Annotated in this window: 18 protein-coding genes; 4 read left to right on the top strand and 14 right to left on the bottom strand. The window is 60.4% G+C overall.

Annotated features, from left to right (window positions below):
* Positions 1 to 35 precede the first annotated feature (35 nt).
* A complete protein-coding gene (locus CAF90_RS22850) occupies positions 36 to 1,196 on the top strand; it encodes an AAA family ATPase (RefSeq protein WP_085608590.1) in 1,161 nt (386 codons plus the stop codon).
* A 144-nt stretch (positions 1,197 to 1,340) separates the two neighbouring features.
* On the opposite strand, the gene CAF90_RS22845 is transcribed toward CAF90_RS22850, so the two are convergent.
* The 13 genes from CAF90_RS22845 to CAF90_RS22785 form a co-directional block, all read right to left on the bottom strand.
* Positions 1,341 to 2,219 carry a transporter substrate-binding domain-containing protein gene (locus tag CAF90_RS22845; RefSeq protein WP_007952765.1) on the bottom strand — a complete coding sequence of 293 codons (879 nt, stop codon included), beginning with the start codon at positions 2,217 to 2,219 and terminating at the stop codon, positions 1,341 to 1,343.
* Positions 2,216 to 3,013 carry an amino acid ABC transporter ATP-binding protein gene (locus tag CAF90_RS22840; protein ID WP_085608589.1) on the bottom strand — a complete coding sequence of 266 codons (798 nt, stop codon included), beginning with the start codon at positions 3,011 to 3,013 and terminating at the stop codon, positions 2,216 to 2,218. The genes CAF90_RS22845 and CAF90_RS22840 overlap by 4 nt, the downstream gene beginning before the upstream one ends.
* Entirely contained in the window at positions 3,010 to 3,669 is a 660-nt protein-coding gene (locus CAF90_RS22835) for an amino acid ABC transporter permease (RefSeq protein ID WP_007952770.1), read from the bottom strand. The genes CAF90_RS22840 and CAF90_RS22835 overlap by 4 nt, the downstream gene beginning before the upstream one ends.
* Positions 3,650 to 4,315: an amino acid ABC transporter permease gene (locus tag CAF90_RS22830; protein ID WP_085608588.1), complete on the bottom strand. Its 666-nt coding sequence runs from the start codon at positions 4,313 to 4,315 to the stop codon at positions 3,650 to 3,652. Before CAF90_RS22830 ends, CAF90_RS22835 begins: the two co-directional genes overlap by 20 nt.
* 598 nt (positions 4,316 to 4,913) lie before the next feature.
* Positions 4,914 to 5,711 (bottom strand): MetQ/NlpA family ABC transporter substrate-binding protein, encoded by a 798-nt coding sequence (locus tag CAF90_RS22825; RefSeq protein ID WP_011331930.1) that lies wholly within the window; start codon positions 5,709 to 5,711, stop codon positions 4,914 to 4,916.
* A 164-nt stretch (positions 5,712 to 5,875) separates the two neighbouring features.
* On the bottom strand, positions 5,876 to 6,808 hold the full coding sequence (locus tag CAF90_RS22820; RefSeq protein ID WP_085608587.1) for a sigma 54-interacting transcriptional regulator: 933 nt from the start codon (positions 6,806 to 6,808) through the stop codon (positions 5,876 to 5,878).
* A 57-nt stretch (positions 6,809 to 6,865) separates the two neighbouring features.
* The gene (locus tag CAF90_RS22815; RefSeq protein WP_085608586.1) at positions 6,866 to 7,447 is read right to left on the bottom strand and encodes an alpha/beta hydrolase; all 582 of its coding nucleotides are present in this window, start codon (positions 7,445 to 7,447) and stop codon (positions 6,866 to 6,868) included.
* A gap of 169 nt (positions 7,448 to 7,616) precedes the next feature.
* A complete protein-coding gene (locus tag CAF90_RS22810) occupies positions 7,617 to 8,018 on the bottom strand; it encodes a biopolymer transporter ExbD (RefSeq protein ID WP_003220570.1) in 402 nt (133 codons plus the stop codon).
* A gap of 1 nt (position 8,019) precedes the next feature.
* Positions 8,020 to 8,745 (bottom strand): MotA/TolQ/ExbB proton channel family protein, encoded by a 726-nt coding sequence (locus CAF90_RS22805; protein WP_085608585.1) that lies wholly within the window; start codon positions 8,743 to 8,745, stop codon positions 8,020 to 8,022.
* Positions 8,746 to 8,790: 45 nt separating this feature from the next.
* Positions 8,791 to 9,603: an energy transducer TonB gene (locus CAF90_RS22800; protein WP_007952777.1), complete on the bottom strand. Its 813-nt coding sequence runs from the start codon at positions 9,601 to 9,603 to the stop codon at positions 8,791 to 8,793.
* 379 nt (positions 9,604 to 9,982) lie between these two features.
* Positions 9,983 to 10,309, bottom strand: coding sequence for a hypothetical protein (locus tag CAF90_RS22795; protein WP_039764506.1), 327 nt, complete (start codon positions 10,307 to 10,309; stop codon positions 9,983 to 9,985).
* 181 nt (positions 10,310 to 10,490) lie between these two features.
* Positions 10,491 to 11,834 (bottom strand): aryl-sulfate sulfotransferase, encoded by a 1,344-nt coding sequence (locus CAF90_RS22790; RefSeq protein WP_085608584.1) that lies wholly within the window; start codon positions 11,832 to 11,834, stop codon positions 10,491 to 10,493.
* A 23-nt stretch (positions 11,835 to 11,857) separates the two neighbouring features.
* Entirely contained in the window at positions 11,858 to 14,218 is a 2,361-nt protein-coding gene (locus tag CAF90_RS22785; protein ID WP_085608583.1) for a TonB-dependent receptor, read from the bottom strand.
* Positions 14,219 to 14,383: 165 nt separating this feature from the next.
* On the opposite strand from CAF90_RS22785, the gene CAF90_RS22780 reads away from it, so the two are divergent.
* A complete protein-coding gene (locus CAF90_RS22780; protein WP_085608582.1) occupies positions 14,384 to 15,328 on the top strand; it encodes a LysR family transcriptional regulator in 945 nt (314 codons plus the stop codon).
* A gap of 190 nt (positions 15,329 to 15,518) precedes the next feature.
* The gene (locus CAF90_RS22775) at positions 15,519 to 17,129 is read left to right on the top strand and encodes an alkaline phosphatase family protein (RefSeq protein ID WP_085608581.1); all 1,611 of its coding nucleotides are present in this window, start codon (positions 15,519 to 15,521) and stop codon (positions 17,127 to 17,129) included.
* Positions 17,130 to 17,266: 137 nt separating this feature from the next.
* Here the strand turns inward: CAF90_RS22775 and CAF90_RS22770 are convergent, their stop codons facing one another.
* The gene (locus tag CAF90_RS22770) at positions 17,267 to 18,187 is read right to left on the bottom strand and encodes a TauD/TfdA family dioxygenase (protein WP_007952791.1); all 921 of its coding nucleotides are present in this window, start codon (positions 18,185 to 18,187) and stop codon (positions 17,267 to 17,269) included.
* A gap of 180 nt (positions 18,188 to 18,367) precedes the next feature.
* On the opposite strand from CAF90_RS22770, the gene CAF90_RS22765 reads away from it, so the two are divergent.
* Positions 18,368 to 19,288 carry a LysR family transcriptional regulator gene (locus tag CAF90_RS22765; RefSeq protein ID WP_085608580.1) on the top strand — a complete coding sequence of 307 codons (921 nt, stop codon included), beginning with the start codon at positions 18,368 to 18,370 and terminating at the stop codon, positions 19,286 to 19,288.
* Positions 19,289 to 19,304 lie beyond the last annotated feature (16 nt).

The raw sequence follows: 19,304 nt of genomic DNA, 5'->3' as shown, positions 1-19,304 counted from the left end.
CCACGCACAGCGTGGGAACGATCAACGAGGATTCAATGCTCAAGACCCTCGCGGTGGCCAATTACCGCTCGATCAATAAATTGGTGATTCCGCTGGGCCGTCTGAACCTGATCACCGGCCCCAACGGCAGCGGCAAGTCGAACCTGTACCGGGCGCTGCGGCTGCTGGCGGAAACCGCTCAGGGCGGCGTGGTCAATGCGCTGGCCCGTGAGGGAGGGCTCGACTCGACCTTCTGGGCCGGGCCGGAAACCATCAGCCGACGCATGCGCAACGGCGAGGTGCCGATCCAGTCCACGGTGCGCCAAGGTGTCAAACGCCTGCGTCTGGGCTTTGCCGGGGAAGATTTCAGCTATTCGATCGCCCTGGGATTGCCGGAGCCAAGCCTCTCGTTCTTTTCCCTCGACCCGGAAATCAAAAAGGAATGCATCTGGGCCGGGCCGCTCTATCGTCCGGCCAGCCTGCTGGTGGATCGCGACGGGCCGATGATCCGTGCCCGTGAAGGTCGTGGCTGGGATGTTCTGGCGCAATACACGCCGAACTTCGACAGCCTGTTCGATCAGGTCGGCAGCCTGCGCACCTCGCCGGAAGTGTTCCAGATGCGCGAGTTCATCCGCCGCTGGCGCTTCTACGATCACTTTCGCAGCGACGCCGACGCCCCGGTACGCCAGCCGCAACTGGGCACGCGCACGCCGGTGCTGCACCACGACGGGCGCGATCTGGCAGCGGCGTTGCAGACCATCCGCGAGATCGGCGATCCCGAGGCGTTGCAGGCGGCGATCAGCGACGCCTTTCCCGGCGCACGGCTGAATATCGCACCGCTGGCGGGCGGACGCTTTGCCATCGAGTTTTTTCAGGAAGGATTGCTGCGGCCGTTGTCGGCGGCGGAACTGTCGGATGGCACGTTGCGCTATCTGCTGCTGGTCGCCGCGCTGCTGACGCCACGCCCGCCATCGCTGATGGTGCTGAACGAGCCGGAAACCAGCCTGCATCCGGACCTGCTGCCAGCGCTGGCGCGCTTGATCATCCGCGTGTCGGAGCAGTGTCAGGTGTGGGTGGTGTCCCATGCCCGGCGCTTGATTTCGGCGTTGCAGGAAGACCCGGAATGCAATTGCATCGTGCTGGAAAAAAACCTCGGCCAGACCGGGATCGTCGGGCAGAGGATTCTGGATGAGCCGGCGTGGAATTGGCCTGATTAGCCTCACACTCTCGATCCCACACCGTATCTGATCGTTCCCACGCTCTGCGTGGGAATGCCTCTGGGGACGCTCCGCGTCCAGTGACGCGGAGCGTCACGGGCTGCATTCCCACGCGGAGCGTGGGAACGATCATCTGTCAGGGAGTTAACCCTGCCACTTCCCGCCTTCAACAATCACGCTCTCTGGCTTGGTGTCATCACTCAGCTCTTTGCGCACATATTGGTCATACAGCTTGAGCAGGTATTTCTCTTCGCCCAGCTTGGCCAGTTCGGTGTTCACCCAGTCGCGCAATTCGATATTGCCCTTCTTCACCGCCGGGGCAATCGGCGCTTCGGCGCCAAGTTTTTCGTCCAGAACGCGGTAGCCCGGGTTCTGCTTGGCCCAGCTGAACAGCACCAGATTGTCCTGCGCGTAGGCATCGCCACGGCCGTTGGCCAGGGCTTGCAGGGACTCGGAGTTTTTCTCGAACTTCAGCAGTTTCCAGTCCGGGTGGTTCTTGGTCAGCCAGATATCGGCGGTAGTGCCGGTGGTGACGATGGTGGTGCGGGTCGCCAGGTCATCCAGTTTCTTCACTTCGCTGCCTTGGGGCACCAACGCCTGCACCGCGACCTTGAGGTTCGGATTGGTGAATTCCACCGCTTCCTTGCGCTCCGGGGTCACGGTCATGTTGGCGAGGATCAGGTCGACCTTGTCGCTTTGCAGGAACGGAATGCGGCTCGCCGGCTCGACGGCCACGAACTCGACCTTGTTTTCGTCGCCCAGCAGATCCTTGGCGAATTGACGGCCGATGTCGGTATCGAAGCCGACGTAACGCCCCGCTTCGTTGACGAAACCGAACGGCGGTTTGTCGGTGAATACGCCAACGATCAGTTTGTCGCGGGCCTTGATCTTGTCCAGGTAACCGGCCGGCGCGGTGCTTTCGCTGGCGACTTTCGGCTTGGCCGGTTCTTCGGTCTTGTTGCAGCCGGCCAGCAGCGCAAGGCTGATCAGCGGTAAAGCAAATAGGGCTTTGGCAGTTTTCATGGCAGTTCCAGTTCCTTGGGTTGAGTCGTTTTGGGCGAAGTCGTTGAAGGCAGTGCTTCAACGTAGGAGAACTTCTCCAGGAACTGCTGCGCGCGTGCGGTTTGCGGGTTCGTAAAGAAAAGCTCGGGCGGGTTCTGTTCAAGGATGCGCCCGGCATCCATGAACACGATGCGATCGGCCACCGCGCGGGCGAAGGCCATTTCGTGGGTGACGATAAGCAGGGTCATGCCTTCGCGGGCCAGGCCCTGAATCACTTCCAGCACTTCCTTGACCATCTCCGGATCAAGGGCGGCGGTGACTTCGTCGAAGAGCATGACCCGCGGGTTCATGCACAACGAGCGGACGATGGCGATGCGTTGCTGCTGGCCACCGGAGAGCTGGCGCGGGAAGGCGTCGCGCTTGTCCGACAGGCCCACGCGCTCAAGCAACGCTTCAGCTTGCTGCTGTGCTTCGCGGCGTTCGCGCTTCTGCACCTTGAGCGGGCCGAGCAGCAAATTATCGAGCACGCTCATGTGCGGAAACAGGTGATAACTCTGGAACACCATGCCGATCTGCTGACGTACTTCGCGCCAGTCGGTGGCCTTATCCAGCAATTCGCGGCCGGCGAATTTCAGAGAGCCACTGTGGGCGGTTTCCAGACCGTTGAGGCAGCGCAGCAAGGTGCTTTTTCCGCAGCCGCTGGGGCCGAGGATGACGATGACTTCGCCGGACTTCACTTGCAGGTCGATGCCCTTGAGCACCTGCTGTTCACCGAAGAATTTGTTGAAACCCTGAAACTCGATCAATGCGCTCATGCTTGCGTCCAGCGCCGCTCCAGCACGCGCGAGGCGGCCGACAGCGGGTAGCAGATGAAAAAGAAAAACAGGAACAGCGCGCCGTAGATCAGCACCGATTCGTAGGTGCGTTCGATGATCTGCTGGCCGACCTTGATCACATCCACCACGCCGATCAGCACCGCCAGCGAACTGGTCTTGATGATCCGCGTGTAGACGTTGATGGTCGGCGGCGTCATGCGCTTCAGCGCCTGGGGCAACAGCACGTAGCCGTAGAGCTGCGCCGCGTTCAGGCCGATCGACAGCCCCGCCTCACGCTGCCCGCGCGGCAACGAATGCAACGCACCGCGCGCCACTTCGCCCACCTCGCTGGCGCCCCACAGCGACAGCACCAGCACCGCACACCAGAAGCTCGGCAGGCTCAGACCGAAGAAAATCGGCAGGCCGAAAAACAGCAGGTACAACCAGACCAGCACCGGGATCGCCCGGAACAGCTCCAGATAGATCCGCAGCAGCGCGTTCAGCCACGTCACGTTGAGCGTGCGCAGCACGCCGTAGAGCACGCCGCCGACGGTGCTGATGGCGATGCTCAGGAACGAGATCGACAGGGTTTGCCCGGCGCCTTTTGCCAACTGCGGCAACGACACCCAGAGCAGTTCAAGACCCGAACTGGCCATGCTGGAGCCTCCTTTCCAGACGGCTCAACAGCAGCGACAGCGGCAGGAACAACAGCACGCAGATCAGCGTCAGCACGGCGAGCATTTCGTAGGTCTTGTAGTAGAGCGCGATGTAGCTTTTGGTGGTGTAGAGAATTTCCGGCACCGCCACGGCCGAGACCACGGTGGTCTCCTTGAGCAGGAAAATGAAGTTGGCGAACAGCGACGGCAGGCTGAGGATTCCGGCTTGCGGCAGGATCACGTAGCGCAGCAACTGGCCGTGGGACAAGCCGATGGAGCGACCGGATTCCAGTTGCGCCTGAGGCACCGCATCGACGCCGGCGCGCAGCACTTCGGTGAGGTAGGCGCCGCCGAGAAAAGTCATGGTGATGATCGCCGCAGTGAAACCGGAAACCTTGATCCCCAGCGCCGGCAGCGCGAAGTAGACGAAGAACAACTGGATCAGCAGCGGCGTGTTGCGCGCCAGCTCCACATACAGCCCGACCAGTTTTTGCAGGTAAGGCGTGCGGAACACCAGAATCGTCGCATTGAGCAATGCCACCAGCAGCGAGGTGCCAATGGCGATCAAACCGACCTGCAGCGTCACGCCCACGGCTTTGAGAAACGCCGGCAGGATGCTGAGGATAAATGCGTAATCGAAGGTCATGAAACATCCTGACGCCGCTCGGTAAGCGACGGTGGTGCAGTCCATGGACAGCGGGTAACTGTCCGGCAGGCACCGACTTTAAAGGTATAAGAAAAAGAATTTAAATACCGTTAAAGCATATTGATATCACGCAAAAAACTATCCTGCGGGTTTGCTCCGACAGAATAAGAAGGCTATTTTTCCTTTCGCTGTAGGACGGATCTTTTTTTCGTAAAAGCCCTCCAAGGACGAACAGCTTTTGGCCAGACTCCCCCGGCCGACCCCATAACAAGGAAGAGAACATGGACGTAAAAGTGCCGCAGCGACCGGACCCGCAGGATTTCGTGAAATGGCTGGTGGCTTTGCGCAGGGCGCTGAAAACCAGCGCTGCGTAGCCCCCACTTCGATCGTTCCCACGTCGAGGCGTCGAACCCTCTGCGTGGGAATGCAGCCCGGGGCGCTCCGCGTCCCATCAAGAGCCGAACGCAGAGCGCCCGATGAGGCATTCCCACGCAGAGCGTGGGAACGATCATCGCAAACGCACACACAAAAACGCCGATGACCATCGCTGGTCATCGGCGTTTTTTTCAACCTTGAAGTGGGTTGCTGTTGCGTCGGATCAGAACGCCGGCAGTACCGCGCCGTTGTACTTCTTCTCGATGAACGCTTTGACTTCAGGGCTGGTCAGGGCAGCGGCCAGTTTCTTGATGGCGTCGCTGTTCTTGTTGTCTTCACGGGCGACCAGGAAGTTCACGTAAGGCGAATCAGCGCCTTCGATCACCAGGGCGTCCTTGGTCGGGTTCAACTTGGCTTCCAGCGCGTAGTTGGTGTTGATCATGTCCAGATCGACTTCTTTCAGAACGCGCGGCAGCAGGGCCGACTCCAGTTCCTTGAACTTGAAGTTGTGCGGGTTCTTGGCGATGTCTTTTGGCGTGGCCAGAGCGTTCTTAGGATCTTTCAGCTCGATCAGGCCAGCCTTCTGCAGCAGGATCAGTGCACGACCGCTGTTGCTGCCTTCGTTCGGAATGGCGATGGTGGCGCCGTCCGGCAGTTCGGCCAGGGTCTTGTACTTGCTCGAGTAGCCACCGAACGGTTCAACGTGAACACCTTGCACGGTCACCAGGTACTTGGCCTTGTCGTCCTTGTATTTGCCGGCGTTGAAGCTGTCCAGGTAAGGCTTGGTCTGGAAGTAGTTGGCGTCCAGACGCTTCTCGCCCACCTGTACGTTCGGCTGCACGTAGTCGGTGAAGACCTTGATTTCCAGATCCACGCCTTCTTTGGCGAGGGTCGGCTTGATCAGTTCGAGGATCTCGGCGTGCGGTACCGGCGTCGCAGCAACCACCAGTTTCTCGCCGGCCTGGGCCAGGGAAGCAGTCAGAGCAGCCGCCAATGCGGTAAACAACAGAACCTTTTTCATGCAGTGTCCTTATCGAAAATCGGTCGTCATCGACGACGGCATTAATACGTGTGCCAGCGATGTGCTACTGCTGGCGTGAAGCGGACAATACCGGGATTTTTTATTCCCGGACAATAACGTTTATTCAGCTTCATATTCCATTTTGTTCATGTTGAACAAAATGGTTACAACGCCTCGCTCAGGCTCAACAGCAATTCTTTCAATGCCTTACGTTCGTCGACGGTGCCGTTGAGGCTGATGTTCGCCACTTGACGTTCGATCTGAACCAGCGGCCCAGACACCTCGGGCAGGTTCAGGTGTTCTGGCAGAATTTCGTCGCCGGTACTCACCAGCAGCGCAAAATGAATAACGTTTTCCAGCTCCCGGGTGTTGCCCGGCCAGCTGTGCTGCTCCAGCACCTGTTGCGCCGCTTCGCTGATCAGCGGCACCGGCAGATCCAGGCGCTGGCTGTAGATGCCAAGGAAGTACTCGGCCAACGACAGAATGTCGCCGACCCGCGCGCGCAATGCCGGCAGTTCCAGATGCCCTTCGCTGAGATAGTGATAAAGCCGCTCGTGGAATTTCCCCGCCGCCACTGCTTGGGCCAGATCGATGCTGGTCGCAGCGACCAGGCGCACGTCCACGGGGCTTGGTTGATGTGCACCGACGCGGGTGACTTCGTGGTTTTCCAGGGCGGAAAGCAATTTGATCTGGATCGGCAGCGGCAGGTCGCCGATCTCGTCCAGGTACAAGGTGCCGCCGTTGGCCGAACCGAACCAGCCGGCGCGACTGCTGGCCGATCCGCTGTAGCTGCCGGCGGCGTAGCCGAACAACTCCGCATCGGCGTAGGTCGGGCTGATCGCCCCGCAATTGACCGAGACAAACAGCCCGCTGCGATCACTGGCGCGGTGTATGTGGCGGGCGAGCAATTCCTTGCCGGTGCCGGTCTCGCCGTGAATCAACACAGAGGTCGAGCGCGGTGCGAGCTGGGCCATTTCCTCGCGCAACTGACGCGAGCGTGGATCGACGAACACCAGCGCCTTGGCGCGGATGCTCAGGGGACTTTTTTCCGCATCGGGAAAGGTCAGCAACGGCTGACCGAAGGTTTCAAAACTCATGGCAGACTCCCGCCCCAAATCGCCGGGAGACGGGGGCGTTGAAAAAAATAAAAGTGATCAGGCACGGCGCCGGGCGTGATGTTCCATGCGGTTTTGCAGGCGATACAGATAAGCGAATCCCTGCTCCCAGCGTTGATGCCCGGACTTCACGTTGATATGGCCGGCGCCCGCGAGAATCCCCGCCTCGGCGCCCCAGTTGCGCGCCAGTTCCAGCGCACGCGGCGCACTGACGGCGGCGTCGTTGTCGGAGCTGACGACCTGGCTCGGGAAGGGCAGCAGATCGGTCGGGATCGGCGCGAAATTACGCAGTGCCGGCACGCACGCCGGACGCTCGACATCCGCTGGCGCAACCAGCAGCGCCCCGCGTACCTGACGCAAATGATGCAGCGGCGCGGTGGCCGCCCAGTGCGCCACAGTGATGCAGCCCAGGCTGTGCGCGATGAGAATCACCGGCGAGCTGTCGGCAGCAATTGCCTCAGCCAGCGCAGCGACCCAGTCTTCACGACGCGGCGTCAGCCAGTCGACCTGCTCCACCCGCGCGCTGTTGGGCAGGCTGTTCTGCCAGTGGGTTTGCCAATGATCTTCTGGCGATCCTTGCCAGCCCGGCACAATCAGATAACGGATTGATTCGTTGCGCATGGGGGAGCTCTCCTGCGTCGTGTCTGTTCCTGAACGAGTATAGGGACGGGATTTATATTCGTTAAGGAATAAGAAGCTATTTATTAAGACCTGAAAAGAATATTAAGCATTGGGCAAAAAAAGGGGCCGCACCCTGCCAAGGAGACGGCCCCGGAAAAACGTGAAACCCTTATCGTGCAGTGATCACCGACAGCTTGGTGATGCCCGCCCGCTCAATCGAAGCCATGGCTCGCGCCACTTCGCCGTAATTCACCCCGTCGTCGGCCTGCAATTGCACGCGCACTTCCGGGTCCTTCGCCTTGGCCGACTTGAGGTTGAACTCCAGCAGGTCCGGCTGGATTTCGTCCTTGTTGATAAATAGTTTTCCAGCACCGTCGATGCTCACCACCAACGGGTCTTTCTGCTCGACCGGCGCCACCGCTTCGGTCTTCGGCAGGTTGATCGGTATCGCGTTGGTCAAAAGCGGCGCGGTGACGATGAACACCACCAGCAGCACCAGCATCACGTCCACCAGCGGCGTCACGTTGATTTCGCTCAGCACCTCGTCGCTGTCTTGCGTGGAGAAGGCCATATCAGGACGCCTCCTTCACTTTTGTTGCGTTGCCCTGGGCCGCTGCCTTATGCGCGGTCGGGTGGATCAACACGCGGAACGCGCTCTTTTGCGCCAGGCTGTAGAAGTCGTGGGCAAAGTCGTCCAGGTCCGCCGCCGTCAGTTTCAGACGACGCAAAAAGTAGTTGTAAACCAGCACCGCCGGCACCGCGACCGCGATCCCCACACCGGTGGCGACCAGCGCTGCACCGATGGGCCCTGCGACCGTTTCCAGGCTCGCCGAGCCCGCCGCGCTGATGCCTTTCAACGCTTCCATGATTCCCCACACCGTGCCGAACAGACCAATGAACGGCGAGGTGCTGCCAATACTCGCGACCACCGCCAGACCGGTTTCCAGCGAACGGCGCTCGCGGACGATCTGCTGGCGCAAGGCACGTTCGAGGCGATCCTGATGATTGATCGCCTGGCTCAGGTCGTTGGCCTGCGGCGCCTCGCCCACTTGTATCGCCGCATAACCGGCCTGTGCCACCCGCGCTGCTGCGCCGGGCTGGGTTTCGCTCAACTCGGCGGCGGAGTCCAGACTCGACGCCGCCCAGAAGCGCTTGTGAAACTTGCGGTCCTGCGCCTTCAACCGGCCGAACTGCAAAGCCTTGAGCAATGCCAGGCCCCAGGTGGCGACAGAGAAGACCACCAGCAGCCAGATCACCGCGCTTTCGATGGATTCCAGTGGAGATGCCAGTAACGTCATGATGTGTTCCCTCGTGTAAACGTTTAGCGCGAAATTGGTTTCGGTTTAATGAATCTTGAAATCGATAGGCACGCTGACCCAGCCGTCCTGGGCGACATCACCCTGCTTGGCCGGCACGAAGCTCCAGCGCTTCACGGCGTCCAGCGCCGCGTCGTCGAGCTGTTGCCGGCCACTGCTTTTCTGAATCTGGATCTCGCCCGGTTTGCCGCTGGCCAACACGTGTACCCGCAGCAACACCGTGCCTTCCCAACCGCGACGCTGGGCCAGCGACGGATACTCCGGCGCCGGGTTCTTCAGGTACGCCGCGTTGGCCGAGGCCGGCGTCACCGGAGCAGGCGCTGGTGGTGCAGGTGGCGCTGGCGCGGCGACCGGAGCGGCCGGTTGTGGCGGAGCCGGTGGTTGCTCGACCGCCTTTGGCGCTGGTTTCGGTACAGGTTTGGCGACCGGTTTCGGTTTGGGAATCGGTTTCGGTTTCGGTGGCGGCTTGGTTGCCAGTTCGTCCTCCACCGGTGGCGGAGGCTCGACCACAGGCGCCGGTGGCGGCGGTACAACCACAGGTGGAGCTGGTGGCGCCGGGCGCGAAAATTCGATGGTCATCGGTGGAATTTCCGGCGGCACGATCGGCAGCGCCGGTGTCGGATGCTGGGTGATCCAGTAGATCACCGCGCCATGCACCACCAGCGCCAGAACGCCGAGCAGAATTGTTTCGCGGCGGCTCAGAATGCCCTTGGGCGCGCGCTGCAAACGCAGTTGCCCCAACGGCACGCGATGGGGCCGGCCGAGATCGACCAACTCGCCGCTCGGCGCCTGGCGCCACAGCACCTCCTGTGCACTGGCGGCGGTCTGGACATTGCCCATTGATTTACTCCCTGCGGTCTCTTTGCGTTTTTTCGCGTAGCCGATTCGCCGCTTGTTGAATCCCCCACGGCGTGATCGATGGGTCAATCATTGGGCTAGACGCTTATCTCCGAAAGTAATCTTTCATGTTATGAATAGACGCTTATGGAATATATGAAACGGTCATTTCCGCCAAAGCCACGGCCTGCAAGGCTTCCAGCGATTCGCCGAAATCGACATGCTTTCCTGGCATAAAAAGTATTCATCCAAGGCATTGGGTTATCGATGACCCGGGATTCAGTGACAACTAATGCCAAGGTGATAGTTGACGAGCTTTTTAAGAGGTAAATAAAAAGGCCGATGCATGTTTAATGCATCGGCCTTCGATTTACGGAATTTCTTATTGCTTCAGAAACTCACCACCCAAATTCACAACTTCACCATCGAAGTTCACGCGCGAGCCGGTAGCCCGGAGTTTCGCGTAGTTGTGATCAGGCGAAAACAGCGTCCAGGTCTGATAACCACTATTTCCGTTCTGAGCCAGCACCGCGATTGTAGTCGGGTTGCCGGTGCTGTTCTGGAAGTGGTAGTTCCCGTAACGGATGTCATAATTCACGCCACCCTGGCTGAGGGTGCCGCTGAAGCTGCCATTGGAATCATTACCGTCGGTGATAACCAGCTTGGCGCCAGAGTTGGCATTTACATAAGTGCCATTAATGCTCGACATAACGAGATTTCCTTTATCGTTGGATAAGTGTCTTCCGATGAGAGCAAGTTTCCTCCTGGAAACTCACGACACTCAGGATGGTTGGACATTCATTTATTGTCCACGCGACTTTTCAACGAAATTGCTATATGCACTATTCATGTCGCTCATAAATTATTTCGATTCGGAAGACTCTTAATAACTAACGACTGGCATTGGTTTGTTGCACACCAATGGCCGGCGCAATCACTGCCGTTTCCGAGCGCGGCGTTCCTGCCGGCACCCAGTCATAACTCACAGGAAGGGCCCGATAGACCCAGTTGCTGATCGCGTCGCTGCCCGGCGCCTTGCCCAGATAAGGGCTGACGTATTCCCAGACGTTTTCACCACTGGCCGTCACCTGGAAAAACCGCCCGTTCATGCCTTCATCGATCAGCGTATTGCCGTTGGGCAAGCGCCGCGCGCTGCTGATGAACGAGCTGTAGAACGCCCACCCCGGCTGCTTCGAATTGGCGGCGCTGTACTGCCAGACGATTTCATTTTTCACCGGGTCGATCTCCAGCACCCGCGAACCGGAAATCAGCCCCAGCGTGACGTTCGGGTAACCCGCCGAACCCTGGTTGTCGAACACCAGCAGATTGCCCGCGCCGGGCAATCCGGCCGGGATGATGTGCGCGTCATGCTGACCGACGAACTGGTCCACCGGGCGCGGGATTTTCTGCGCGGTTTTCGGATTGGCCAACGGCAGATTCGGCCCCAGGCGCCAGACCACCTTGCCGCTGTGTTTGTCGATGATCACGATGAAGTTGGCGTTGCGCGAATCGATCAGCAGGTTGTCCGGGTTGAAGCGCTTGTCGCCGGCATCGAACCACTTGTTCGGCCCGACCAGGCTGAGGTTGTTGATGTGCAAGTAATCCGGATTTTCACTGGCGCGAACCAGCTTCAACTGCTCGGCGGTGAAGCCGAATTCGTTCAAGTGATCCGACGCCAGCCACTGCCATTTCACCGCACCAGCGGGGCTGACTTCGTAGATTGCATCGTCGATCACCTCGGGCACCTTGAAGCCTTTGACCTTGTGCACCTTGTTCGCCAGCACCACGGTGTTGCCGTTGCTCAGGCGACGCTGATCGTGATGCTGTTGCGCCGCACCACCGGGCGCCTTGTCGCCCCACTGCCAGACGACTTTGCCATTCCAGTCCAGCTCGCCGACGCTCTGATTGCCGAGGCCATTGCCGGCGGAGCCGAGCTTGCCTGGATCCTTTTCGCTCAGTTGCAGCAACACATGGCCGCGCTCGCCACCCACCAGTTTCGGGTCGATGATCGCCGACGGGAAACCCGACTGCGGCCAGTTCTTGACCTCGTTGCCGTTCATGTCGATCAGGCGCGTCTGCTTGTCGGCACCGCTGAAGATCACATATTGATTGAAGGCCTTGGCCGGGTCGTAACGGGTGACGCCGGTGGGGTAGACGCTGGGCGCGGCGAGCGCCCCGGCACTGAGCACTGCGCCGGACAACAACACCGGTAAAGCGGTTTTGATGCGCAACATGATGCAGCTCCTTGAAGGGTCGATCAGAAGTCATAGCGACCGGTGACGCCAAGGGTGCGCGGCGTACCGAGCAGGCCTTCGTAACCGCCGTTGCCGCCGGTCCACAGGGTCGTGTAGTAGGTTTTGTCGAAGGCGTTTTTCAGCCACAGCGAGACGTCCCACTGACCCTGATTGAAATCGCCGCGCAGGCCGGTGGAGAGATTGACCACCGCATAGCTCGGGATCTGGCCATAGTCGGAATCTTCGACCGTGCCCACCGCTTTAGAGCGGAACGCGTAGCTGCCGGTGACGTAAGGTTGCAGGCCGTTATCCAGATTCCATTCGTACTTGCCGTTGGCGTTGCCGATCCATTTCGAGGCGCCGACCACCTGATGACCGCTGAGGTCGCACGAGGCCGGAGCACCCGGTGCCTGGCTGACTTCCGGCGGGCACGGCGCGTCCTTGTACGAGAGGTAACTGACGTCGTTGTACGAGCCGTTGAAGTTCAGCGTCAGGCCGCGCAACGGGATCACGGTGCTCTCGAACTCCACGCCGCGCGAGCGCACTGAACCGGCGTTGGTCAGGTATTGCACACGGTTGACGTCGTCGTAGGCGTTGGTCTGGTAAGCGTTGACCTGAGTCCAGAACACGTTGGCGTTGAGCTGCAAACGCCGATCCCACAGCGTGCTCTTGAAGCCGAGTTCGGCGTTGTTGGCGCGCTCGGTGCCGATCAGCAACGAGTCGGCGCCAGCGGTCGGGGCCGAGCCGACCACAAGGTTGACCCCGCCGGATTTTTCGCCGTGAGACAAGGTGGCGTAGCCGAGCAGATCATCGGTGAAGCGATAGCTGAGATTGAGCAATCCGGACGGGCTGGAGCTGTACTGATTCAGGTCGCCGGAATCGTAGGCGCCGGTCCGGCCGCGTCGCGCGGTGGCGGCGGCACCCGTGACAGCGGCGCCACCGACCGGCGCATCACGATTGACCCAGGCGTTCTTCTCTTCATAGGTGCCACGCACCCCGGCGGTGAAATCCAGACGCGGGGTCAGGTGCCAGGTGCCTTGGGCGAACAGCGCGAAGCTGTCGGTCTTGATGTGGCCACGACCGACGGTGTTGACGTTGGCCAGCGCACCCCGTGGCGTGCCGTTCCAGATGTCTGCCTGCGGGCCGTAATAGGCGAAGGATTTGTTGTCCAGGTCCGAGCCGAAATAGTAGGCACCGAGGACGTAATCGAAGAACTCGCCCTTGGGCGACGCGAGGCGAAATTCCTGGGAATACTGTTTGTCCTCCACCGACACCCCGGCGTTGTAGGTCGCCGGCACGTTGAGGCCATCGTCGTTGCGCGGGGTGAAATTCCAGAAGCGGTACGAGCTGACCGAGGTCAGGGTGAAGTCGCTCGGCAGGGTCCAGTTGGCCTCCACCGACGTGCCGCCCTGATGCACGGTGACGTGCTGGTCGTTGTCCAGATTGACCTTGCGGTGCGAGCCGTTGACCAGCGTCGCGCCGGCAGCGGCGGCGCGGGCCGAGTAGAGATTGACGCCATTGATGGTCGGCCCGGTGTTGTACAGCACGCGGGTGCCGGCGCTGGAATCCTCTTCGTTGTAATCACCGATCCAGCGCAGATTGAAATTCTCGTTGGGCTTGAACAGCAGTTGCGCCCGGAAGCCGTCGCGGGAACCGCCGTTCAGGTCATGGCCGTTGAATTCGTTCTTGATGTCACCGTCGCTGCGGGTGCGATAGGCAGAGATGCGTCCGGCCAACTGATCGTTGAGCGGCCCGGAAAGCGTGCCCTTGGTCTGGAAGTAACCGTCCTCGCCGACCGACGTCTCGATGCTGCGCTCCGGGGTGAAACTCGGCGCGCGGGTACTGATGTTGATCACCCCGGCGGTGGTGTTCTTGCCGAATAAAGTCCCCTGCGGCCCGCGCAGGACTTCGAGCTGTTCGATGTCCATCAGGTCGAACACCGCCATCCCCGGGCGACCCAGATAAACGTTGTCGATGTACAGCCCGACGCTGCCTTCCAGACCGTCGCTGGCCGGGTTGTTGCCCAGGCCCCGGATCGACACGCTGGACTGGCGCGCATGCATGTAGGCGACGTTGACGCTGGGCACCAGTTGCTGCAGATCCTGAATCCGGTAGACCCGTTGCGTCTCCAAAGTCGTGCCGCTCACCACGCTCATGGGCGTCGGCACGTCCTGAGAACTTTCTTCGCGACGGCGGGTGGTGACGGTCACGGTTTCCAGTTGCGAAGTGGCGGTCGCGGTCTTGCCTGCCGGTGCCGGCACAGGGGTTTCCGTTTCCGCAGCGTAGCCGTGGGTCCAGCTGGCACTCCCCGCCAGCAACAGGGCCAGAGGCAGACGTTTGAGCCGTCGTGGCGGCGGCGGTGAAGCGAGGTTCAACGGACTCATGGGGCTGCTCCTGGTCAAAAAACACGCAGACATCTTCCGTGCTGCATATTCTTTTAAGTTATTTATTTATGTTTTTACAAAGATTTACTGCATAAGAGATTGCCTTTATAAGGAGTCGACCTAATGCATATCCAATGCATTTCCCGGATATTTTTTATGTGAAAAATGCATATCGACTTGCGCCAGCTCAGACACTTCATCGCCCTCGCCGAACAACGCAGCTTCGTCGCCGGCGCGCAGGCGGTGAACCTGTCGCAGTCGGCATTCAGCCGCAGCATTCAGGCGCTGGAACACAGCGTCGGTTGTCAGTTGGTGGATCGCGGGCGCAAGGAATTGCCACCGACCAAACAGGGCCAGGTGCTGCTTGAACATGCGCGGCGACTGGTCAGCGGTGCGCAGCAGATGGCCAACGAGATCAGCCAGTTCAACGGGCTGGAGGCGGGGGAATTGCGCTTCGGTTGCGGCCCGGCGCCGGCGGCAGGATTGATCCCGCGAGCGATCGGCAGCTTCATCGGCCGATACCCGAAAGCGCGGGTGCATTACCAGGTCGATGACTGGCAGAGCCTGAGCAAACGGCTGCTGAGCGAAGAGTTCGAATTCTTCGTTGCCGATACTCGGCACTTCGAGGCGGATCCGGATTATCTGACCCACCGGTTGCGACCGCGCAAATGGCATTTCTGCTGCCGCTCCGGGCATCCGCTGGCCGCATCGGATCGGGTCACGGCCGAGCAATTGATGAGTTATCCACTGGCCGTGAGCATTCGTCCGCCGAATCTACGCAAGGTCATCGTCGATCTTAGTGGCCGCCCGGATTTCGTCCCGAATGTGGAGTGCGAGAACAGCGCCAGCCTGCTCGGCGTGGTGCTGCGCTCCGACGCGATCGGCATCGTCGGCGCCTATTCGGATGCGCTGCATCAGGCCCGGGGTGAGTTGGTGTGCTTGAAGGTCGAAGGGTTGGCGGATGATCTGGAGGAGCTTTACACCCGTTACGGAATTGTCAGCCGCGCCGGGTATCGCTTGTCACCGTTGGCCGAGGCGATGATCGAGCAGATCAAGGCGATCGATGCGGTGGAAGAAGAACTGTGTTCACTGGACAATTTTGCCGTCTGACGCACCGCCTTCGCGAGCAAGCCCGCTCCCACATCTGGAACGCGTACTCCTGTGGGAGCGGGCTTGCTCGCGAAGAGGCCGGTACAGGCGCCAATGCATTTCTTGCATGAAACACATTCCCCGAATGCACTTGCCGAACACCCTCGCCGAAAGCGAAAAACCTCGCCTGTCTTTCTGACTGGTGAACCCCATGTCCAACCCGCAAAACCCTGTGCGCAACGTGCTGTACATCATGTGCGATCAACTGCGCCGCGATTACCTGTCCTGCTACGGCCACCCGCACCTGCACACCCCGAACATCGATCGCCTGGCCGCCGCCGGCGTGCGCTTCAGCCGCGCCTATACACAGGGCACGATCTGCGGGCCGTCGCGGATGTCGGCCTACACCGGGCGCTATGTCAGCAGCCATCAAGTAGCGTGGAACGCGGTGCCGCTGCCGCTGGAAGAACTGACCATCGGCGATTACCTGCGGCCCCACGGCATTCGTACTGCGCTGGTCGGCAAGACCCACGCCACGGCCAACGTGGATGCCTTGCAGCGGCTGGCGATCAACCCCGAAAGCGCCCAGGCCGAAGTGCTCAACGAAGTCGGCTTCGAGCCGTACTTTCGACACGACGGCATCTTCCCGGACGATCCACTGTTCGATGACAAACGCGAATCCGCGCCTTACACCCATTACCTGCGGGAACAGGGTTTCGAAGGGCGTAACCCCTGGCACGACTGGGCCAACGCGGCCGAAGGCGACAACGGCGAAATCCTCAGCGGCTGGAAAATGCGCAATGCCCATTTGCCAGCGCGAATTCCCGAGCAACATTCAGAGACTGTCTACACTACAAATCGAGCCATCGACTTCATCGGTGAGCAAGGTGAAAAACCGTGGTTTTTACACCTGTCCTATATCAAACCCCACTGGCCCTACATCGTACCGGCGCCATACCACACCTTGTACAGTACGAAATCGATTCTCGAACCGGTACGTAATGCCTCTCCAAGCGACCACCCGGTCTATCAGGCCTTTCGCCAGCATGAGGAAAGCCTGAATTTCTCCAAAGATCCGGTACGACTGAACGTAATCCCGACGTACATGGGCCTGGTCAAACAGGTCGATGATCAGTTGGGGCGGCTGTTCGATTTCCTGCAAAGCAACGGTCGCTGGGAGGACACGCTGATCGTGTTCACCAGCGATCACGGCGACTTTCTGGGCGATCACTGGCTGGGCGAGAAGGAGTTTTTGCTGGAGCAGGCGGTGGGCGTCCCCCTGATCTTGCGCGACCCGCGTGCGGCGGCGGATGTCACGCGGGGCACGGTGGACGAACGCCTGGCGGAAACCATCGACGGCGTGCCGACCTCTCTCGAAGCGCTGGGTGTGAGGGGCGCCGAGCATCGACTGGAGGGTCGCTCGTTGATTCCGCTGCTGCACGGTGAAAGTCCTGACTGGCGCCGCTATGCGATCAGCGAATACGACTATGCCTTCCAGGCCCCGGCACGTGAGCGACTGGGCCAGCCGATCGACCGCTGCCGCATGACCATGGTGCGCAGCGAGCGCTGGAAATACCTGGCGTACGACGGCTTCCGGCCGCAGCTTTTCGATCTGTTGAATGACCCGCAGGAGCTGCAGGATCTGGGCGCTGATCCGGCGTATGCGGCAGTGCGCGAGGAGCATGCGGGGTATCTGTTCGAGTGGGTGCGCGGGTTGAAGCGGCGCACGACCATCAGTCATCAGGAGATTGATTTGCGTGGGCAGCGGTTTCGTTATGGGGAGCCGGAGACTGAGAAGCTCGTTCAGATTGGCGTCTGGTGATTGAGATTGTTGTTGATCGTTCCCACGCTCCGCGTGGGAATGCAGCCCGGGACGCTCCGCGTCCCAAAGCGGACGCAGAGCGTCCCTTGAGGCATTCCCACGCAGACGGTTCGACGCCTCGACGTGGGAACGATCAGTCAGACACCGACGATTTCTGCGCCTTTGATGGTCTGGCTACGCTGCCCATTCGCCCCGACCGGCACTTCCCCTTTGAGCGTCACCCGACGCACCACACGATCCTGAGTGCCGTAATCATCAATCGCATAATGCTGCGTCGAGCGGTTATCCCAGATCGCCACGTCACCGGCCTTCCAGCGCCAGCGCACGACGTTCTCCTGGCGAATCACATGGCTCTGCAGCAAGCCGAACAGGTGCGCCGAATCAGCCTGGGAATAGCCCTTGATGCGCTTGACGAAGTGCCCCAGCAACAAGCTCTTTTCGCCGCTGATCGGGTGTACACGAACCACCGGATGTTCAGTCTCGTAGACGGTCGAGGTGAAGATCTTGCGATAGCGCTCGAGCTTCTCCGCCGACACGTCCGGCTTCACGGCGGCGTAGTCGTACTCGTTGCTGTGCACGGCCACCAGTTTGTCTGCCAGCTCACGCAATTCCGTCGGCAGTTCGTTGTACGCGGTCGCGGTGTTCGCCCACAGCGTGTCGCCACCGAACGCCGGAGCCACCACCGAACGCAGGATCGAGGCTTTCGGGTAGGCATCGACGAAGGTCACGTCGGTGTGCCAGGAGTTGGCGCGCTGCCCTTCGGCGCCGTCCAGTTCCAGCAGATAACGGGTGCCCTCGCGGGACGGCACGGTCGGGTGCGCCACGGGCTCGCCGAGCAGATGCGCGAAGGCTTCCTGGCGCTGATCGTCGAGCTGGGTCTGCTCGCGGAAGAACACGACCTTGTACTGGATCAGCGCCTGTTGAATGGCTTCAACCGTCGCGGCATCCAGCTCACCGGACAGGTGCACTCCACGGATTTCGGCGCCGATACGGCCGGCCACCGGATGAATGTCCAGCGCGTGGACAGCGGGTTTTACAGCGAGTGCGGCATTGCTCATGGGTAGACCCTCATCGACTGCTTGCGGTTGGACGGCAGCGAAACAACGCTCTATCTATATTCCATTTACATCTAATAGATATTCACATGCTTCGTTGACGGAATAAGAGCTTGCATTTAAAACCTCAAGCAACCTCGTCGCAAATGCCTTCGAGCTATTTTTAGGATGCCGGAAAAGCATATGGATCTTCGCCAGTTGCGCTACTTCATCGCCCTCAACGAACACCGCAGTTTTGTCCGTGCGGCTGACGCCATGGGCATCACTCAACCGGCGTTCAGCCGCAGTATTCAGGGGCTGGAGCAGGAGTTCGGCTGCGTGCTGGTGGATCGCGGCAACAAGGATCTGCGCCCCACGCCCGAAGGCCAGGTGGTTCTGCAACACGCCCTGACCCTGGTGCAGGGCGCCGCATTACTCAGCGCCGAAGTGACGCAGATGACCAAGCTCGACGCTGGCGAACTGCACTTCGGTTGCGGCCCGGCGCCGGCGGTAAAACTGGTGCCGGACGCGGTGGCGCAATTCATCAATGCGCACCCGAAAGTGCGCACCTGTTTTCAGGTGGATAACTGGGAAAAACTCAGCCGCGCCCTGAGCCGCGAAGAGATCGAATTCTTCATCGCCGACATCCGCCATTTCGAGTCCGACCCGAACTTCCAGACCCAGCCGCTGACACCCAAGCGCGGGGTGTTTTTCTGCCGGCCGGGGCATCCGCTGCTGGCCAAGGAAAGCCTGTCGACCAACGACATGTTCGACTACCCGCTGGCGACCACGCTGATCCCGCCGGGCATTCGCAAACTGCTGGCAAATCTCAGCGGGCGGATCGATTTCTCACCGACCATCGAGACCGAGCATTTTCCAGCGCTGGTGAAAGTGGTGCTGCAATCCGACGCGATTGGCGTGGGCACTGAAGAGGCGTTTGTCGAGGACATCGCCCAAGGCTCGCTGGCGCTGCTGCACTGGCGCAATCTGCCGCAGAACCTGGAGAGCATGAATGCGCGATGCGGGATAGTGAGCCGCACGGGATTCCGGCTGTCACCGGCGGCGCGGGCGATGATCGAGACGCTGGTGGCGGTGGATAAACAGGCGATCAGCGTCGCGGTTTGAGGGTCATTCCCACGCC

The organism is Pseudomonas sp. B37(2017) (assembly GCF_002112885.1).
GTDB classification, from domain to species: domain Bacteria; phylum Pseudomonadota; class Gammaproteobacteria; order Pseudomonadales; family Pseudomonadaceae; genus Aquipseudomonas; species Aquipseudomonas paraglycinae.
Note: the sequence above shows the minus strand (reverse complement) of the source record. Positions and strands in the feature narration are given on the sequence as shown.

Bases quoted from the DNA above. Each gene is read 5' to 3' on its own strand.
- CAF90_RS22845 (WP_007952765.1), bottom strand. From the start codon at position 2,219: ATGAAAACTGCCAAAGCCCTATTTGCTTTACCGCTGATCAGCCTTGCG.
- CAF90_RS22775 (WP_085608581.1), top strand. From the start codon at position 15,519: ATGTCCAACCCGCAAAACCCTGTGCGCAACGTGCTGTACATCATGTGC.
- CAF90_RS22835 (WP_007952770.1), bottom strand. From the start codon at position 3,669: ATGGCCAGTTCGGGTCTTGAACTGCTCTGGGTGTCGTTGCCGCAGTTG.
- CAF90_RS22785 (WP_085608583.1), bottom strand. From the start codon at position 14,218: ATGAGTCCGTTGAACCTCGCTTCACCGCCGCCGCCACGACGGCTCAAA.
- CAF90_RS22825 (WP_011331930.1), bottom strand. From the start codon at position 5,711: ATGAAAAAGGTTCTGTTGTTTACCGCATTGGCGGCTGCTCTGACTGCT.
- CAF90_RS22805 (WP_085608585.1), bottom strand. From the start codon at position 8,745: ATGACGTTACTGGCATCTCCACTGGAATCCATCGAAAGCGCGGTGATC.
- CAF90_RS22850 (WP_085608590.1), top strand. From the start codon at position 36: ATGCTCAAGACCCTCGCGGTGGCCAATTACCGCTCGATCAATAAATTG.
- CAF90_RS22770 (WP_007952791.1), bottom strand. From the start codon at position 18,187: ATGAGCAATGCCGCACTCGCTGTAAAACCCGCTGTCCACGCGCTGGAC.
- CAF90_RS22840 (WP_085608589.1), bottom strand. From the start codon at position 3,013: ATGAGCGCATTGATCGAGTTTCAGGGTTTCAACAAATTCTTCGGTGAA.
- CAF90_RS22820 (WP_085608587.1), bottom strand. From the start codon at position 6,808: ATGAGTTTTGAAACCTTCGGTCAGCCGTTGCTGACCTTTCCCGATGCG.
- CAF90_RS22815 (WP_085608586.1), bottom strand. From the start codon at position 7,447: ATGCGCAACGAATCAATCCGTTATCTGATTGTGCCGGGCTGGCAAGGA.
- CAF90_RS22830 (WP_085608588.1), bottom strand. From the start codon at position 4,315: ATGACCTTCGATTACGCATTTATCCTCAGCATCCTGCCGGCGTTTCTC.
- CAF90_RS22765 (WP_085608580.1), top strand. From the start codon at position 18,368: ATGGATCTTCGCCAGTTGCGCTACTTCATCGCCCTCAACGAACACCGC.
- CAF90_RS22790 (WP_085608584.1), bottom strand. From the start codon at position 11,834: ATGTTGCGCATCAAAACCGCTTTACCGGTGTTGTTGTCCGGCGCAGTG.
- CAF90_RS22810 (WP_003220570.1), bottom strand. From the start codon at position 8,018: ATGGCCTTCTCCACGCAAGACAGCGACGAGGTGCTGAGCGAAATCAAC.
- CAF90_RS22780 (WP_085608582.1), top strand. From the start codon at position 14,384: ATGCATATCGACTTGCGCCAGCTCAGACACTTCATCGCCCTCGCCGAA.
- CAF90_RS22795 (WP_039764506.1), bottom strand. From the start codon at position 10,309: ATGTCGAGCATTAATGGCACTTATGTAAATGCCAACTCTGGCGCCAAG.
- CAF90_RS22800 (WP_007952777.1), bottom strand. From the start codon at position 9,603: ATGGGCAATGTCCAGACCGCCGCCAGTGCACAGGAGGTGCTGTGGCGC.